The organism is Actinomadura sp. B10D3, assembly GCF_039871695.1.
GTDB lineage: Bacteria > Actinomycetota > Actinomycetes > Streptosporangiales > Streptosporangiaceae > Spirillospora > Spirillospora madurae.
In genome coordinates this window covers 139,794-155,907 of the sequence record NZ_JBDPLY010000012.1, presented here as the reverse complement: position 1 = coordinate 155,907, position 16,114 = coordinate 139,794, and the positions used below count along the sequence as shown (strand labels likewise).

Annotated in this window: 16 protein-coding genes and 2 tRNA genes; 13 read left to right on the top strand and 5 right to left on the bottom strand. The window is 67.9% G+C overall.

The genetic code is table 11. The features are described from left to right. The first annotated feature begins 39 nt into the window (after window positions 1–39). The 8 genes from ABGB11_RS19865 (at window position 40) to ABGB11_RS19830 (ending at window position 8,835) form a co-directional block, all read left to right on the top strand. Window positions 40–972: an exonuclease domain-containing protein gene (locus tag ABGB11_RS19865; RefSeq protein WP_347634846.1), complete on the top strand. Its 933-nt coding sequence runs from the start codon at window positions 40–42 to the stop codon at window positions 970–972. Between the two features lie 157 nt (window positions 973–1,129). After that, window positions 1,130–1,609, top strand: a complete 480-nt coding sequence (locus ABGB11_RS19860) for a DUF4352 domain-containing protein (RefSeq protein ID WP_347634844.1) — start codon at window positions 1,130–1,132, stop codon at window positions 1,607–1,609. Between the two features lie 191 nt (window positions 1,610–1,800). After that, window positions 1,801–3,039, top strand: a complete 1,239-nt coding sequence (locus ABGB11_RS19855) for a DNA repair exonuclease (protein WP_347634842.1) — start codon at window positions 1,801–1,803, stop codon at window positions 3,037–3,039. A gap of 5 nt (window positions 3,040–3,044) precedes the next feature. Beyond that, window positions 3,045–6,494, top strand: a complete 3,450-nt coding sequence (locus ABGB11_RS19850; RefSeq protein WP_347634962.1) for an AAA family ATPase — start codon at window positions 3,045–3,047, stop codon at window positions 6,492–6,494. A gap of 232 nt (window positions 6,495–6,726) precedes the next feature. Continuing rightward, window positions 6,727–6,981, top strand: a complete 255-nt coding sequence (locus tag ABGB11_RS19845; protein WP_347634840.1) for a hypothetical protein — start codon at window positions 6,727–6,729, stop codon at window positions 6,979–6,981. Window positions 6,982–7,491: 510 nt separating this feature from the next. After that, a complete protein-coding gene (locus ABGB11_RS19840) occupies window positions 7,492–8,172 on the top strand; it encodes a hypothetical protein (protein WP_347634960.1) in 681 nt (226 codons plus the stop codon). A gap of 185 nt (window positions 8,173–8,357) precedes the next feature. Continuing rightward, entirely contained in the window at window positions 8,358–8,555 is a 198-nt protein-coding gene (locus ABGB11_RS19835; protein WP_347634838.1) for a hypothetical protein, read from the top strand. After that, entirely contained in the window at window positions 8,539–8,835 is a 297-nt protein-coding gene (locus tag ABGB11_RS19830; RefSeq protein ID WP_230298594.1) for a tyrosine-type recombinase/integrase, read from the top strand. Before ABGB11_RS19835 ends, ABGB11_RS19830 begins: the two co-directional genes overlap by 17 nt. Window positions 8,836–8,996: 161 nt before the next feature. Here the strand turns inward: ABGB11_RS19830 and ABGB11_RS19825 are convergent. Both ABGB11_RS19825 and ABGB11_RS19820 read right to left on the bottom strand, forming a co-directional pair. Continuing rightward, a tRNA-Ser gene (locus tag ABGB11_RS19825) sits at window positions 8,997–9,088 on the bottom strand. Window positions 9,089–9,225: 137 nt separating this feature from the next. Continuing rightward, a complete protein-coding gene (locus ABGB11_RS19820) occupies window positions 9,226–9,654 on the bottom strand; it encodes a hypothetical protein (protein WP_347634836.1) in 429 nt (142 codons plus the stop codon). Window positions 9,655–9,846: 192 nt separating this feature from the next. Here ABGB11_RS19820 and ABGB11_RS19815 point away from each other — a divergent pair. The 5 genes from ABGB11_RS19815 to ABGB11_RS19795 all read left to right on the top strand — a co-directional run bounded on the left by ABGB11_RS19815 (window position 9,847) and on the right by ABGB11_RS19795 (window position 14,761). Next, window positions 9,847–9,919 (top strand) — tRNA-Arg (locus tag ABGB11_RS19815). An 847-nt stretch (window positions 9,920–10,766) separates the two neighbouring features. Then, window positions 10,767–11,363: a helix-hairpin-helix domain-containing protein gene (locus tag ABGB11_RS19810; protein WP_347634834.1), complete on the top strand. Its 597-nt coding sequence runs from the start codon at window positions 10,767–10,769 to the stop codon at window positions 11,361–11,363. A 576-nt stretch (window positions 11,364–11,939) separates the two neighbouring features. Beyond that, entirely contained in the window at window positions 11,940–12,413 is a 474-nt protein-coding gene (locus ABGB11_RS19805) for a hypothetical protein (protein WP_347634832.1), read from the top strand. 252 nt (window positions 12,414–12,665) lie between these two features. After that, window positions 12,666–13,283: an ABC transporter ATP-binding protein gene (locus ABGB11_RS19800; RefSeq protein WP_347634830.1), complete on the top strand. Its 618-nt coding sequence runs from the start codon at window positions 12,666–12,668 to the stop codon at window positions 13,281–13,283. Next, on the top strand, window positions 13,280–14,761 hold the full coding sequence (locus ABGB11_RS19795; RefSeq protein ID WP_347634828.1) for a DUF6297 family protein: 1,482 nt from the start codon (window positions 13,280–13,282) through the stop codon (window positions 14,759–14,761). The genes ABGB11_RS19800 and ABGB11_RS19795 overlap by 4 nt, the downstream gene beginning before the upstream one ends. Window positions 14,762–14,823: 62 nt before the next feature. Here the strand turns inward: ABGB11_RS19795 and ABGB11_RS19790 are convergent, their stop codons facing one another. The 3 genes from ABGB11_RS19790 to ABGB11_RS19780 are packed head-to-tail and all read right to left on the bottom strand — an operon-like array spanning window position 14,824 to window position 16,012. After that, window positions 14,824–14,964 (bottom strand): hypothetical protein, encoded by a 141-nt coding sequence (locus ABGB11_RS19790; RefSeq protein WP_347634826.1) that lies wholly within the window; start codon window positions 14,962–14,964, stop codon window positions 14,824–14,826. Further along, complete coding sequence (locus ABGB11_RS19785) at window positions 14,946–15,356, bottom strand: alpha/beta hydrolase (RefSeq protein WP_347634824.1); 411 nt, start codon at window positions 15,354–15,356, stop codon at window positions 14,946–14,948. The genes ABGB11_RS19790 and ABGB11_RS19785 overlap by 19 nt, the downstream gene beginning before the upstream one ends. A 20-nt stretch (window positions 15,357–15,376) precedes the next feature. Continuing rightward, window positions 15,377–16,012 carry an acetate uptake transporter gene (locus ABGB11_RS19780; protein ID WP_347634822.1) on the bottom strand — a complete coding sequence of 212 codons (636 nt, stop codon included), beginning with the start codon at window positions 16,010–16,012 and terminating at the stop codon, window positions 15,377–15,379. Window positions 16,013–16,114: the final 102 nt, after the last annotated feature.

Here is a 16,114-nt window from a genome sequence, read left to right as displayed (position 1 = left end):
CATAGTCATGCTTTCAACGGCTAGGCGCTAGGAGCGAGGATGACGAGTTGGGTGGCGATCGACTTCGAAACGGCGAACGCCCGGCGGGCAAGCCCGTGCTCGGTCGGACTGGTCAAGGTGAAGGGAGGGCGGATCGTCGAGGAGTGGTCATCGCTGATCAGACCCCCGGACGGGCACGACCACTTCGACGCCTTCAACGTCGGCATCCACGGCATCACGGCGGACCGCGTCAGGGACGCTCCCGGCTGGCCGGAGACGCTGGAGCACATCGTTCGGTTCGTCGGCGATACGCCCTTCGTGGCGCACAACGCGGCTTTCGACATCGGCGTCCTCGCCGAGACGTGCGAGGCGAGCGGCCTCCGCGTCCCGGACCTTCGGTTCGCCTGCACGCTCGTGGTCGCAAGACGGACCTGGACCGGCCTGCTCGCCTACAAGCTCCCGGTGCTTGCCGACGCCCTGGGCTTCGAGCTGCCGCACCACCACGACGCCGGCGACGACGCGCGGGCGGCGGCCCAGGTGATGCTCGCCGCGCTGAGACGGCAGGGGACGGCCACCCTTGACGACCTCCTGGCCGTCCAGCGGATCCAGATGGGCTCCTACCGCGGCGGCGTCCGCCGGGGGTGCAAGTACCGGGGAGCCACGCGGCGCGAGCCGTACCCGGATGCCGAGCCCAACGCCGACCCGGACAACCCGTTCTACGGACTCACCGTCTGCTTCACCGGATCACTGCCAGGGATGACGAGGACGGCGGCCGCCGAACGGATCGCCGCCTTCGGAGCCTGGACCGTCCCCCACGTCACCAGGTTCGTCGACCTGCTGGTGGTCGGCGGCATCGAGCCCTACCAGCTCGCCCCCGGGGCGAAGAAGACCGGCAAGCTCGCCAAGGCCGAGCGGCTCCGCGACTCCGGTCACGACACCACGGTCATCGACGCCGAGGAGTTCTACGAGCTCCTCGCGGTCGCCGAGGGCTGACCAGCCCATGCGGAGGCGCGCCGCGGCCTCCGCTCCCCGAAGACGCGCCGCCGTCCGCTTGACCAGCCCTACCCCTAAGCGGGCGGCGGCGCCCCGCCAACACGACCCCCATCCCAGGGCGCCGTGCAGAACGCGCCCGGACACAAAGGAGCGCCCCATGCGCAAGATCATCCTCGGCCTCGCCGCGGTCGCCGTCCTCACCGCCGGCTGCAACCTCGAAGAGGACCCGGTCGCCGTCCAGTCGGCCGACCCGGGCAAGTCGACCGGCAAGAGCGGCGCCGCGTCCAAGGGCAAGGCCAAGGCCTTCCCGATCAAGCTCACCGCCAAGCGGGCGCGCGCGAGCAAGAGTGTCCTGAGCGACGGCGGCACCCTGTCCTGCGTCAAGGTCACCGTCACCAACCAGACCAAGAAGCAGCTCGAGGTCAACCCGCTCTACTTCTCGATCACCGACACCAAGAACACCAAGCACGACAGCAGCTCGGCCCTCGGGGAGTACGAGGGCCAGATCGACACCACGAGCCTCGCGCCCGGCGAGAAGGCGACCGGTCTCGTGTGCGCCAAGGGGAGTTTCCGCCCGAAGGTCGTCGCGATGACCAACCCGCTGTTCTCCGAGGCTGCGCGAGCCCAGGTCGCCTGATCAGGGACGGGGCCAAGGAAAAGCCGGTTCGTGATGCGAGACGCCGCTTCATGGCCCAACCCGGTCACCACATGGCGCTGTTTCGTCTCTTTAAGCAGATAAGTCGCAACACGCGGCTACCGTTTCGCAGGCCACTGGAGTTCCAAGGCCATCCCCGCATCGGTCGCCGACCCCACCTGAAAAGGGAGAGCATGAAGATCCTGCATGCCGCCGATCTTCACATCGACAGCCCACTGCGGGGCCTGTCCCGCTACGAGGGAGCTCCGGAGGACGACCTGAGGCTGGCGACTCGGAGAGCCCTCGACAACCTCGTCCGGCTCGCGACCGACCTGTCCGTGGACGCCGTGCTGCTGGCCGGCGACGTGTACGACGGGGAGTGGAAGGACTACCAGACCGGCCTCTACTTCAGCCGGCAGATGGCACTCCTCGGACAGGCCGGCATCCCCGTCTACATGGTCTCCGGCAATCACGACGCGCAGAACCGCACGATGCGCACACTCAAGCTCCCCGACAATGTGCACGTCTTCGCGACGGGGAAGCCCGAGACCGTCCGGAACGAACAGGCGGGGCTTGCCGTTCACGGCCAAGGCTTCGCCCGATGGGACTTGAGCGACAACCTCGCCGCCGGATATCCAGCGCGTGACGGTGGCCTGTTCAACGTCGGCTTGCTGCACACCGGTCTCGAGGGCGGCTACTCCGATCACAAGCGATACGCGCCCTGCACCGTCGCGGACCTCCAGGCGCGGGACTACGACTACTGGGCGCTCGGCCACGTCCACACCCAGCAGATCATCAGTCGGGAGCCGTGGATCGTCTACCCCGGCAACATCCAGGGCCGGCACGCCCGTGAGACGGGACCCAAGGGCTGCATCGTCGTCACCGTGGACAGCGACCTCCAGGTCGAATCGGTCGAGCACCATGACCTGGACACCGCCCGCTGGGAGAGCCTCGACGTCGACGTCACGGGCCGCGACGACATCGACCAGGTACTCAGCCTCGTCGAGCAGCGCTTCCAGGAGATCCCGGAGCAACGGCTGACCGCCGTCCGGGTAACCCTCACCGGTGCGACGTCGGCGCACTCCGCGCTGTGGCGTGATCACGAAAAGATCCTCAACGAGCTCCGCGCGGCGGCCGGTCACCACCCGAACCTGTGGCTGGAGAAGATCAAGGTCTGCACGTCCGGTGAAGACAGCGGCGACTCGGCCGCGAGCACTTCCGGGATCCTGACCGACCTTCGCCGCGCCCTCTCCGTACTCGGAGCCGATCCGGACGGTCTGATGGCCAGGCTCTCGAGTCACCCGCTCATCGGAAGGATCCCGGCCCAGATCAGGGGCCCGGAGGGCATCGCCCCGAACGATCCGGAGTGGGTTGGGAACCTGGCCGACGAGGCTTACCAGCTCGTGGAGTCCCTGCTGCAGGAAGCGCGGTGACCGGAATGCGCATAGAACGTCTCGATCTGATCGCCTACGGCGCCTTCGACGGCCACAGCCTGGACGGTCTGGGCAGGGCCGGCGTCCATCTGGTCTACGGCCCCAACGAAGCAGGCAAGTCCACGGCGCTCAGCGCTTTCGATCAGCTGCTGTACGGCATTCACCACAACTCCCGCTACGCCTTCCTGCACGGGAACCGGACACGGCTCGGTGCCCGGCTCTCAGCGGCCGACGGGGTGGCCTTGGAGATCGTCCGCCGGAAGAAGCGCAAGGACGACCTCGTGGACGGTGACGGGAACCCGCTCAGCGAAGAGGCGCTCGCCCCCTTCCTCGGTGGCGTCGACCGCAAGACCTTCACCACCGAGTTCGCCCTCAACAGCGCCGAACTCCGCAAGGGCGGTGAACTGCTCGCCTCCGGCGAGGGCGACATGGCCCAACTACTCGCCGCCGCACGGTCGGGGATGCGCCTCAACGCCGTCCTGGACAAGATCGAGCTCCGCCAGCGCGAGCTGTTCCTGAAGCAGGGAAAGAAGCCTGCGATCAATGCTGCGCTGGACCGGCTGAAAGGTCTCTGGCAGAGGTCCCGCGAGGCGACCCTCCGCCCCGAGCGGTACTGGGAGGCCGAACAGTCTGCGGCCGAGGCGGAGCGACGCCTCGCCGAGACCGAGGCCGAGTGGCGGGCTGCGCAGCGGTTGCGGGATGCCAAGCGTCGACTCCAGCAGAACCTGCCCGCGCTGGATCAGTGCCGTGATCTCGAAGAACAGATCGAGGAGATCAGTGCCCAAGGGCCGGTGGCCCCCGACGACATCCGCGCTCAACTCCCGGAACTGCTCCAACGGCGAAGCGAGCACAAGGCCGTGCACTCGACGAACGCCGACCTCCTCAAGCGAGCCGAGCGGCAACTCTCTGAAACGGTGCAGGACGACTCGCTCCTCCCGCATGCCGCCGAGATCGACCAGTTGACCAAGGACATCACGGCGATCGTCGACGAGCTGGACCGGCAGAACTCGGCGTCCGACGAGATCGCAGACAAGCGGGACCAAGCCGAGTCGCGGCTGCGTGACGTTTACCCGCATGCGACTCTGGCCGACGAAGGGCTCTACCGGATTCCGGACGCTCTGCGTAGGAAGGGACGGGAGCTCCGGGACCAGGGCCGGACGCTCCGCGATGACCTCGATCATGCGCGCGACACGGTGAAGCGATGCCGCGAGAAGCACGAGCGACTCGGTAAGGAGCTGAGCGCCCTCCCGGTGGGCGAGGATGCCTCGCAGTTGCGGAACGCGTGCGCATCGATCCCCGCGGACCTACCAGGGAAGCTCGCTGAAACGGAGGCGAGCGAGAAGAAGAAGGACCGCCGGTTCCGCCAGGCGCGGAACCGGCTCGGACTGCCTGAGCTCGCACCCGCCGACGTCCTGGAGCTCCGGCTCCCCGACCAGGAGCAGGTCACCGGAGCCGTGCAGGCTTTCCGCGACCTCAAGCAGCGGTTCGATGATCGCGCCAGAGAGCTCGACGACGTCCAACGGCAACTGGCGAAGTGCCGGCGGGACCTCGAGCGGCTCGTGACCGATGACGCGCCGCCGACACACGACGAGCTTCAAGCGCGCCGAGCAGAGCGTGACGATCTCATCGCGCGGTTCCGCGACGATCCGAGCATCATGGACTCGCTCAGCGAGGCCGTCCGGCAGGCCGACGACACCGCCGACATGATGTTGCGGCATGCGGAGAGCGTCAACAAGCGGGCTGAGCTTTCGCGCGAGATCACCGACCTGGAAGCGGCCGTACCCGCCCATCAGACGGCCGTGGAGGACGTGCTCGCCGAACAGGCGCTGGACCAGCGGCGCTGGGAGTCGTTGTGGGAGGGGTATCCGGCTCCTGCGCCCGATGTCGAAGAGGCGAACAAGGTCCTGGACGCCTTCGGCCGGCTCCAGGTCGACGCGCAAGAACTCCAGGATGTCCGCATCGAGCTCGAAGGCCAGCGCGAACGCCTCGACGCCCACACGGTCAGGCTCCAGCACCTGCTGCGCCTCGGTGAGGGCACGCCGGTCGTCGTGGGTACAGCCCAGGCCTCCGTGATGTTCGCCGAGATCGTCGAGATGGCACGTGAACGCCTTGACGAACACCAGCAGATCGCCCGAGAAAGAGAAGCTCTACAGCGCGACATCGCCAACGCGGAAACCGACCTCAAGGAAGCGGAATCGGTGAAGGACGGTGCCGAGAAGGCCGTGGCCGTCCACGATGGGCAATGGCAGCGCTTCCTGAGCAGCACAGGACTCGCCACCGACCGCGACTTCGACACTGCTCTCACGGACCTGGAAAGCCTGTCCCACGTGGCGGCGGCCGTCGATGCTGCGGAGGCGATGGAGCAGAAACTCCTCCAAGGCGAGCAGCGGATCTCCGAGTTCGGGCAACTGCTGGAGAACACGCTCAGTGCCTGTGGCCGGAGTGCGCCGACAGCCGTCACCGGTTGGCGCCAAGCCATTGAGCTGTTGGCGCAGGACCTGGAGGAGCAGCGGGACGGCGCGAAGCAACGCGCGAACCTGCTCGAACAAAAGGCCGACCTCGCCAAACGGGTAAGCGACGCGGAGGCTGAACTGAGCGGGCTGGAAAGCCGCTTGCAGGACTTCTCCGCACGCCTCGACCTCTCCTCGATCGCCGAACTGGAGGCGGCCGTTCAGCGCGCTGCCGCCCTGAGAGAGAAGTCCACCGCTCTCGCGAACATCCGGCGGACTCTTCCGGCGGGGCAGGCGCTGATCATCCTTCGCGAGCAGGCGGAGAAGACGTCCGCTGAGGACCTCACCGACGAGCTGACCGAACTCGACCGTGAGATCGAGGGACTGGAGGAGGCCAAAGCCGCCTGGCTCGAACAGCGTTTGGCGCGACGGCAGGTGCTCGACGGTCTCAACGGGGGCGGCGAGGCCGCCCGCGCCGAGGCCGAAATCGCCCAGATCTGCGCCGAACTCGCCGAGGGCGCCGAAGAGTTCCTGCGCCTGGAAGCCGCGAGGATCGCCATCCTGGCCTGCATAGAGGAGTACCGGAGCAGCGACCAAGAACCCGTCCTGGCGCAGGCCTCCGAGATGTTCGTTCAGTTGAGCCTCGGCCGCTACACCGGGCTCGAACTGTCCGACGAGGAGCGCCCGAGCATCCGCGCCAAGTCGGCCACGGGAAAGCTGCTGGCACCCACCGCCCTGAGTGAGGGCACGCGCGACCAGCTGTACCTGGCGCTGCGCCTGGCCACTCTCGAGCGCCATGCCGCAGTCGGCAACGCCCTCCCCATCGCCGTCGACGACATCTTCATGACGTTCGACGAACCGCGAACCGAGGCGGCGCTACGAGTCCTGGACGGCTTGGCGGACCGGTTCCAGGTCATCATCTTCACGCACCACGAGCACGTCATCCGCAGTGCTGCCAAGGAACTACCTGAGGGGCGGTGCCACGTACACCAACTGCCCAATTAGCCGAAGACAGGGACGGCACGCTGTGCCGTCGTTCTCCACCAGCGAACACCGGCACCCCCGACGCCCCCCATAAGGAGAAACGCATGCAGGACACTTCGGATTCGATGGATGACTCCGAGCCTGATGAGAACGGCCAGAGCGATACCGCTATCTCACCGGATGTGGACGAATCAACACCCGACTCGGATTCCGTAAGCAAGGACAGCTCGGTCAGGAGATTTCGATTGACCAGGTGCGGTACGTACGGGCGGCCGCACAGGACGGAAACGGGCGCTCGGCGATTGACGTCATCACGCCCGATGAGAACATTCGGTTGATCTTCCAGGCCGACATAGAGAACGCACACGTGGACGCGCTCGCCGCCGTGCTCGCGGAGTCAATGACGATCCCGGACGCGGAACGCGACGAACTTGAATGGCGCCGCTACGCCGCCCTCGAGGCGGGTGAGCAGGAGGAGAGCGCTGGCACGAGGTCTACCACCGATTGAATCCGAGGCCGAGACCGGCGACGCCGAGTAGGGCTCGAGCCGGAGAAGCGGGCCGTGACCGACGCACGCACTGGACCAGGCCGCGTGCGTCGGTCGACGGGTGCCGGAGGCGAGGCACGGGTCGAACCCTCCTGAAGGCTTACGAGCGGGCGCCCATCGAAGTCGCGGGACCCTTCCAGCCGCACCTGACCGGTGGACTCGTCGAGTGGCAAGACGCCGGGGCACGACAACTCGGTCCGGGCCTGTAATCAGTAGCAAGAAGATCAGTACCCGGTCAGCCGTTCGATGAGGGTGCGGCTGATCGCCTGCAGTTCCTCGTCGTTTTCGATGCTGTCGTACCTGCCGCGGCGCCGGGCATGGAGCAGTTCGGAGCGGAGCTGAGGCAGGGCGGGGTGTGCGGCGGGCGCACCCGCAGGAAGCAGCGGCCGACGAAGACAGCCAACCGTCGGCCCGTTCAAGACGAAGAAGGCCGCGCAGCAAGCGCTCACGGAAGAACTCGCCAAGTTCGAGATCCATGGACGACAGCTGGATCGGAGCCTGAAGACGGGCGCATACCTGGAGACGATCTGGCTTCCTGCCAAGAAGGAGAGCCTGTCCGCCTCGACGTTCGCGGACTATACGGAGATCGTCCAGCTCTACCTGGTGCCCGGCCTGGGACACCTCAAGCTGGTCGATCTGAGGGACAAGCATGTGATCGCGCTGTATGAGGCGATCATGCAGATCAACCGCCCCCTCCCTGACGGGACGAAGCCGAGCGAGATGCTCCGGCGCCTGCTTGAAGTCCGCGCCTATTCAACGCGACAGCTCAAGGTAGGAGAGGCTCGCCGCCGCAAACAGACCAAGCCCATCTCCCCGACGCGGGTGAGGAAGATCCACGCGGTTCTGCTTTCGGCTCTCAACTGGGCGGTGAAGTCCAAGCGCCTGAGGGAGAACCCGATCGCGCACGTGGAAACACCTCGCGTCAGGGGGAGGCGGGCGAAGCCGCTGGTCTGGACGACCGAACGCGTCCAGCGGTGGCAGGAGACCGGAAAGGTACCCGGGCCGGTGATGGTCTGGACGCCCGCCCAGACGGGCGCCTTCCTCGACTTCATCGCGGACGAGCGGTTGTACGCCCTCTTCCACCTGGTCGCCTTCCGCGGGCTGCGTCGAGCCGAGGTCGCGGGACTGGCCTGGGCGGATACCGACCTCTAGGACGCGGGCACGCTGACCGTCCGCGAGACGCGCCCTGGTTCCGAGAGCCAGGCCGAGGAGTACGACGACACCAAGTCCGAGGCCGGCGAGCGCACCGTGGCGCTGGACGAGGCGACCATCTCGGTACTGCTGGACGGCGGACCGTCCAGGAACGAGAAAGATCCGCCGCTGGCCCCGAGGTATGGGTGGACTCCGGACGGGTCTTCACCCGCGAGGACGGGGCACGCCTGCGTCCCCAGTGGATCTCCACGCGGTTCGAGGAACTGATCAAGAAGTACGGACTCGTCCAGGACAAGCACTCCGTCGAGGGCTGGTCCATCGACAGGATCGCTCGTCACCACCGGATCTCTGTTCGCACCCGTCCAGGTGGCGACGGGAGGTGAGCCGCTGCCGCCGATCCGCTTCCACGATCTACGGCACGGAGCCGCGACACTCGCCCTGCTCGGCAACGTCAACATGAAAGTGATCAGCGAGACCCTCGGCCACGCCCGCCACTCGTTCACCGCCGACACCTACACCTCAGTACTTCCCGAGGTGTCCCGGGCAGCCGCTGAGGCGGTGGCTGCGGTCGTCCCTCGTCGGACGCGGCAGAGCACACCTGACGCCGCCAACGTGATCTCGCTTGCGGACCGACGCAACCGGCGCGGTCAACACGCAGGGTAATCAAAGCCGAGACGACCAGCACCCGCATCGTCCGGCGACGAAAGCACTCCGACGACATCCCGTGCACACCATGTGCACACCAGGACAGGAGAAACGGACATCTGGAACGCGACAGGGACTTCGCTCAAGATCGCAATCTCGAACGAAGTCCCTGGTCAGAGTGGCGGAGGATCGGGGATTTGAACCCCGGATGGGCTTGCACCCAAACCGCATTAGCAGTGCGGCGCCATAGACCGGACTAGGCGAATCCTCCAGCAGCCATCAGGCTCAGGACAGGCTACCGGTTCGGCGAGCCAACCGGCAAAGTCTGACCTGCGTGCTCGTCAGGATAGTCGGACACGCCTTCGGGCGCGTGTGCTCCCGGGGCCGCGGGAGCGGGTGCGCCGATCGTCAGCCCAGGCGGAAGCCGGTGAACCCGCAGGCCTCGGCCAGGTCGTTGCCGTGCTGCCGCATGCTCGTAAGGTTGGGCTGGCGCGGGCTCGTGGAGCCGGACTGGAGGCTCCGCAGAAGCGACGCGGTCTCGTCGAGGTCGCCGGCGAACGCGGTCGCGGCCGTCTCGACGTCCCCGCCGGCGCTCTGGCCCTCAGACCGAACCTTGGAGGCCGTGTCAGAGAACTTCTGCGCCGTCGCCGAGGCGCCGCTGGGGGACGACATCGACATTCCGCTGGTCGAGAAGCTGCGCAGCTCCGTCTCGATGTTCTTGCAGGCGGTCTTCTTCTTCCCGCCCGCGATGGTGTCGATCGCGCCACAGCCCGTCAAACCGAGCATCAGGCCGCCAACGGCGAGGACGCCGACCAGCTTGGTGGCGGAAATGCGCATGGGGTGTCTCCTTCAGGGGGGGTTGGGCTTGGACGGGGTCAAGACTCCCAGGTCACGCCCGTCTCAATCACACCTTTGGCGTAGCTTCGCCACAACGGGTTCCGTGACTCAAGTCACACCTGTGCTGCGCCCCCGCGTCCGGCAACCGATTCGCCCACAGGTCCAAGGAGCCGGTACAGTTAGCTCCGGCAGGCACCCGTAGCTCAACGGATAGAGCATCTGACTACGGATCAGAAGGTTAGGGGTTCGAATCCCTTCGGGTGCGCCCAGCTCAAAGCCCCCTTGCGATCTTCTGCGAGGGGGCTTTTGCTAACGGTCTTGCTAACAGCGCATCTGATCTAGGTCACGTCCTCCACTCGCTTGGCAAAGATCTCGGCTGCCTCGACGAGCTGCTGATTGATCACGTGGGCGTAGACCCGGAGCGTGATGGACGGGTCAGCGTGCCCGAGCCGCGCGGCCACCATCCGGTGGCGAACACGTAGCCGTCCGCTTCCTTGTCGGCACCCTTCCAGGACTTGCCGAGCTTGAGCTTGTCGGCGAGCTGGCGCTTGCGGTGTGCCTGCGCGCAAGGGGCGCCGTCTCACGTGGTCCCGGAGGTCCTCGAGCATCCGGGCATCGCCAAGGACACCCCTGGAGGACGGGTTGCGCCTTCGCCTGGTCGGAGTGCAGCTTCCGTAGCTGGCCAGGCTTTCCGGCGGGAGGACGAGGGGCCGCCGTGACTTGGCCGCCTTCATTCGCGCAGAACGACGCGGGTCGGCGTACGGCTGATTCTCCGCGGGCCTGGGCAGGTCTCTGGGCTGGTCGAGCGTGAGTGTCCGTCCCTCCCGCTGAGCAGAACCGGGAGCTGCGCCCTTCCTGGTTCTGCCGGGGTGAGTGCCGTAGCGGCGGCCTCACCTCCCTTCGCCAACACCTTCACGATCCCCGAGCGCCGTTCGACCTGCGCATCCTCCGGGGTGCAGCACGCAAGCTCAGGGTGGTCCGTATGTGGCCAGCGGCCGAGTGTGTCCGTCTCTTGCTCCTCGGCGTCTGATTGATAGGACGAGGAGGAATGAGACATGACAAACGGGGGGACAGGGCGCACTGTCGCAGGTGTCGCGTGGGCGCTGAGCCCTGTGATCACATTGGGTTTGGGAACGCCGCTCACCTTCGGTTATGCGGCGGTCCGACGGAAGACCTGGCCGTACATCCTGTCGACGGGCGTCTACTTCGCGCTCTGGGTGACCTTCCTCGCCACGTTCGCCGCCGAGGAGGGTGTTGGTTTCGCCGTCAATTTCATCGTGTTCCTTCTCTTGACGTTAGGCGGGACCATTCACGCTCTCTTGATCCGACCCCGAGTCTTCGGCGGGTCGGGGGCCGGGAGAAGCGCGTTCGAGAGGGCGGAGGAGGATGCGCGGCAGCGCCGCGAGCTGCGCGCCATGGCGGCCGAGACCGCCCGAAATGACCCCGGGCTCGCCAGGGAGATGCGCATCGGACGCCCTGACCTGCCCCGAACCTACGATGACGGTGGCCTTGTGGACATCAACAATGCCCCGGCCCCGGCTCTGGCCACCATCCTGGGCCTCACGGCCGATCAGGCGAACATCATCGTCGACGTCCGGAACCAGACCGGTGGTTTCGTCTCACCCGAGGAGGTCGCCGCGCTGACGGCATTGCCTCCAGACCTCACCCCTCGGTTCGCCGAATACGGCGTGTTCCTCCCCAAGCACTGACCACGGCACCTCATCACTCTTCGCGCGAAGCGTCCGGCAGCGCCCCGTAGTCTCCGTCCCTATGCCTGGACGGCGCCAGCCTGCTCACCGTCGCGACTCGTTCTGTCATTTCTTTGAGATCGACTCGCCTGGTGAGTCCGAGCAGGCGTAGCGGCTGCCGCTCAAGTGGTTGTGGGGGCTGTTGCTTGGTATGCCGATGGGGAGGTGGACGTGATGACCCGGTCACGAGCACGGCGTCGCCGAAGGCCTTACGGGACACCGCGTCAACGTGGGTCACCGTCCAGGCGACGGCCCGGTGCCGAAGCCGAACCACGCATCCAGGCCATGAACGGCGACGCTGAACACGAGTGACGGCCCAGCTCAACCTCTGCGTGCGGGATGCGGAGACGGAACAGTCGCGCAGTGGACTCTTACCGGCTGACCATGTTGGCGCCGTCCCGTGTCGCGACTGATGCCAAAGCCACTGGACGGGTGCTCTGTGCACGGATCTGTAAGTGCTGTGCACTCTGACGTAACAAAATACCCGGCGGTGTACCGCATCATTGGCGAGAGGAAGATCGGCGGGTCGGGATTCGAATGCTCGCCGGTGTCGGTCACACGGTTGAAAATGTCGGGCATTCGGGCCCGATGGGAAGGTTTACGATGAGACCTCTGAGAAGGTCGGCGGCGCTGGGCCTGGCAGCCGTTGCCGTGCTCTCGCTCACCACTCCTCCCGCATCTGCGGCGGAAGTCAAAAGCTACATCCATAACTCCGTCTACAACCCGGTCGGCATCGGCGTGATATACGACTGGGACGATGGCGGTGCCCTCTACGACAGGATCCTGCCGGTCGGCAGGCGCACAGACAGGGAATTTGGGTGGGTGCAGGCTGAGGGCTTCTACGTCGGTCCTGGGTTCTGTGCCTGGAGTTATTACAAGAAGAACGGCCAAGAATACGGTTACCATCAGAGCGAGAGAGGTCAGCTGCGTACGCCCACAACCCCGGAGTTTCAGGATTCAGACCACGTGGCGAGATGGCAGGTCACTCTCTACCAGCAGAACAGCTGCTGATTAGCTGCGGGCCTTCAGCCGGAAGGGGTCTTCCCTGATCTGGACGGTTACGCGGAGACCGAAGACCGTGGTGGACCGGCAGGCTGTCCTCATTGCCAGTGCCCCGAAGGCAAGGCGGCCTCGATCTATCAAGGTGACGAGCCTCGGCGCGACCTGGGAGGACCAACGGCGGCACATGGCGCATGCGCAGGCAGATACCCCCCGGGGGTGAAAGCGGCCGGGGCCCGGCCGTCTGCCTCGTAGCATCGGCGGGTGGATGAGAAGATCATCGTGGTGCGCGGGCTCGGGGTTGAGCTGGGCGGCGTCCGGATCCTGCGCTCGGTCGGGTTCGAGGCGGCGGCCGGTGACTTCGTCGCGGTGCTCGGGGCGAACGGTACGGGCAAGTCGACCCTGTTGCGGTGCCTGGCGGGGCTCCAGCGGACGTCGGCGGGAGGGGTGGACGTGTTCGGCGGGCCGCCGGTGGACGAGCCGGCGTTCTGGCGCGATGTCGTCCTGGTCGCGGACGAACCGGCCTGGTACCCGGGGCTTTCGGTGCGCGAGCACCTGGAATTGATGCGCGGCGTCCACCGTTCGACCCGCCTGGAGATCGCTGAGGCGCTGGAGCTGTTCGGGTTGACGGGACATGCGAACCTGGCGCCGCTGTCGCTGTCGACCGGGCTGCGGCAGCGTCTGTTCCTGGCGATGGGGCTGGTGCGCCCGAGCCGGTTGCTCCTGCTGGACGAGCCGGAACGCGGTCTCGATCCGCTGTTCCGCGGACGGCTGGCGTCCATCCTGGACGGCTACACGGCCGAGGGCGGCACCGTGGTGATGGCGACGCACGATCTGGATCTCGCCCGCGGTGCCCGTCGGGTGACGTTGGAGGCCGCGTGACCGGTGTGTGGGCGGTCCGGCGCTACATCCGGGGGCGCGGAAGGGCGCGGGCGAGTTGGACCGACCGCTACACCATCCTCGCCGGGACCGTCATGCTGGCGGTGCCGCTCTGGCAGCTCGCCCAGGCCGCGGTCTCCTCGCTCGCGCGGGAGTTCGAACCCTCGCGCGCCGGGGCGGGGCTTGCCCTCGTGGCGCTGACCTACGCGGGTCTTCTCGCGCTCGCCCGCACGTTCGGGCCCGTCTCGGTGTCCGCCGCCGACGCCGCCTGGCTGGTGCTCTCGCCGCTGCCGCGCCGCGGGGTGCTCGGACGTACCGCGTCGATACTCCTGATCCTGGCGCTCGCCGGTGGCGCCGTGCTGGGCGTCGCGCTGCTCGCCGCGCTCGGTGCGCCGGACCATGCGATGCCGCGCCTGGTCATCGCGGTGGTGCTGGGCGCCTGCGCGGTGGTCGGCGGGACGGCGTCGGCTGTCCTGGCCCAGTCGTCCCCGGTATGGGACGCATTGACGCAGGCGCTGATCGCCGGCGCGGTGTCGGCGTCCGTGATCGCGGTGGCGCTCGGCAACGGCCCCGGTCGGAACCTGCTCGCCGCTGTCGCCGATGCGCCGGTGTCCTTGGGCGCGGCCCTGGCGGCCACGTGCGCGGCCGTCACCGCGTTGCTGCTGCGACTCGCCTGGGGTGCGCTCGGACGGATCCCCGCCCGTCCCCTGCTGGACGCCTCCCGACGAACCGGTCACGTCGCCGCCGCGTGGGTCGTCCTGGACCCCGGTGCCCTCACCTGGATCGCCGAGGATCACCATTGGCGGGGACGCCTGCTGCGTTCCCGTCCGTGGCCCGCACGGCCGGCGGCTCCGGCGGCGGTGGCCTGGGCCGACTGGCGCAGGCTGGCACGCCGCCCGCGCCGGATCGGCGTCCTGCTGGCCTCCACCGCGCTGCCCGCGCTCGCCGCCATGGCGGGCATCGGGACGGTGCCGGTCGCGGCCGCGGCCACCGGTGCGCTGGCGGCGGCGGTGTCGGGCACGGCCGGCGCGCGCCGCGACGCCGACGAGGCGGGCCTGTCACGCCTGCTGGGCGTGCCGTTCCGCGCGACGCTGGCCGCGCGTGCGCTCCTTCCCGCCGTCCTCGGCGGCACCTGGCTCACGCTGGCCCTGGCCTGGCCGGCCGTGGTGGGCGCGCTGCCCGGGGCGGTGTCGTGGGGGCTCGGTCCGGCGGCGGCCCCGGCCCTGTCCGCCGGGGCGCTGCGGATGGCGCGGCGGCGCCCGGTCGATCACTCGATGCCGGTGATCCCCACCCCCGCCGGCCCGCTGCCGACCGGCCCGTTCCTGTGGGCCCTCACAGGCATCGACGTCGCCCTGCTCGGCTGCGCGCCCGCACTGCTGGCGCTGGACGCTCCGCCGTCCGCAGCCCCGGCGTTCCTCGTGGCGCAGGTCCTCGCCGGTACCTTCTCCCTGGTCGCGTTCCTGGCCACCGCCCGCCGCTGACACGGCTCGACGTCCGGGGTGCGTGCGCCTGGCGCGGAGGCGTCTCGACCACCGGGCGCCGGTCAGGACTTGATGAAGCCGGGGAGGTCGGTGGTGAAGTCGTCCTTGTAGGTGCCGGTGAGGCCGTGCGGGGCGCCGGGGTAGACCTTCAGGGTGGCGCCCTTGAGGCCCACCTGCATGCTCATCAGCCAGAACGCGTCCACGGCTCCCTGCGAGCGGGACGCGCCGGGACGGCGCCGAGCAGGACCACCTCGGCGACACGTCCGGTGCCGTGCCGGCCGATGTAGCGGGTGACCTCGCCGCCGCCGGTGGAGTGGCCGACGAGGACGGCGTCCCGCACGTCGAGTTCGTCCAGGAGCCGGGCGAGGTCGTCGGCGTAGGTGTCCATGTCGTTGCCGTTCCACGGCTGGTCGGAGCGGCCGTGGCCGCGGCGGTCGTGGGCGATGGCCCGGAAGCCGTTCTCGGCGACAGGTCTCAGCTGGTCGTCCCAGGCGTCGACGTTGAGCGGCCAGCCGTGGCTGAAGACGACGGGACGTCCGGTGCCCCAGTCCTTGTAGAAGATCCTCGTGCCGTCGTCGGTGGTGAGGAAGCCCATCGTTCCCTGCGTTTCTCGGGTCAGCGGGGGCGGGAGCCGGTGGTGGGCATGATCTCCCTGAGCAGGGGCTTGCCGACGCTGAGGTACGTGCGGCCGGTCATGCCGTTGATGACGCCGGCGGCGGAGGCGTACCAGGCGCAGACGGCGGTCAGGATCCCGATGTAGCCGCCGATCTTGATCGTGGCGTCGCTGCCGGCGAAGTAGCCGATGAACAGGATGATCAGCGTGGCCTCCAGGGTGACGAACACGGCGAGGACGGCCTGGTTGACCTGCGTCGCCCAGATCGTCATGTAGGCGTTGAAGATCGCGAACGCGAGCAGGATCCAGGCGAGGTCGTTGGTCTCCTGCGCGGCGTTGGTCTGGCCGGCGAGGAGCACGACGTAGAGGCCGAGGCCGATCCAGAAGGCGCCGAAGGACGAGAAGGCCGTGGACCAGAACACGTTCCGGTCGCGGAACCCCCACATGCCGGCGAGCAGCTGGACGAGGCCGCCGTAGGCGAAGGCGTAGCCGAGCCAGGCGTCGGTGCCGTCGGTCCAGCCGGCGTTCTTGGCGGACAGGAGGAACAGGGTCAGGGCGAGGGCCGCCAGCCCCAGCGGGGCGGGGTCGGCCACGGTGTGCTGTGTCCGGGGGGTGGACTCTTGCTCGACGTTGGTCATGGTCCCTCCTTGGTGTCCCGAGGGAATGCGGACAGCGGCGTCCGGACGTCCCACGGGTATTCCCGAACCGCCGTGCCTAACCGGCGCGCGGGGGGTCGAACG

What these genes read in the sequence shown, in the direction of transcription:
- ABGB11_RS19865 (WP_347634846.1), top strand. Translation starts at nt 40, where the DNA reads ATGACGAGTTGGGTGGCGATCGACTTCGAAACGGCGAACGCCCGGCGG.
- ABGB11_RS19860 (WP_347634844.1), top strand. Translation starts at nt 1,130, where the DNA reads ATGCGCAAGATCATCCTCGGCCTCGCCGCGGTCGCCGTCCTCACCGCC.
- ABGB11_RS19855 (WP_347634842.1), top strand. Translation starts at nt 1,801, where the DNA reads ATGAAGATCCTGCATGCCGCCGATCTTCACATCGACAGCCCACTGCGG.
- ABGB11_RS19850 (WP_347634962.1), top strand. Translation starts at nt 3,045, where the DNA reads ATGCGCATAGAACGTCTCGATCTGATCGCCTACGGCGCCTTCGACGGC.
- ABGB11_RS19820 (WP_347634836.1), bottom strand. Translation starts at nt 9,654, where the DNA reads ATGCGCATTTCCGCCACCAAGCTGGTCGGCGTCCTCGCCGTTGGCGGC.
- ABGB11_RS19805 (WP_347634832.1), top strand. Translation starts at nt 11,940, where the DNA reads ATGCTCGCCGGTGTCGGTCACACGGTTGAAAATGTCGGGCATTCGGGC.
- ABGB11_RS19785 (WP_347634824.1), bottom strand. Translation starts at nt 15,356, where the DNA reads ATGGGCTTCCTCACCACCGACGACGGCACGAGGATCTTCTACAAGGAC.
- ABGB11_RS19780 (WP_347634822.1), bottom strand. Translation starts at nt 16,012, where the DNA reads ATGACCAACGTCGAGCAAGAGTCCACCCCCCGGACACAGCACACCGTG.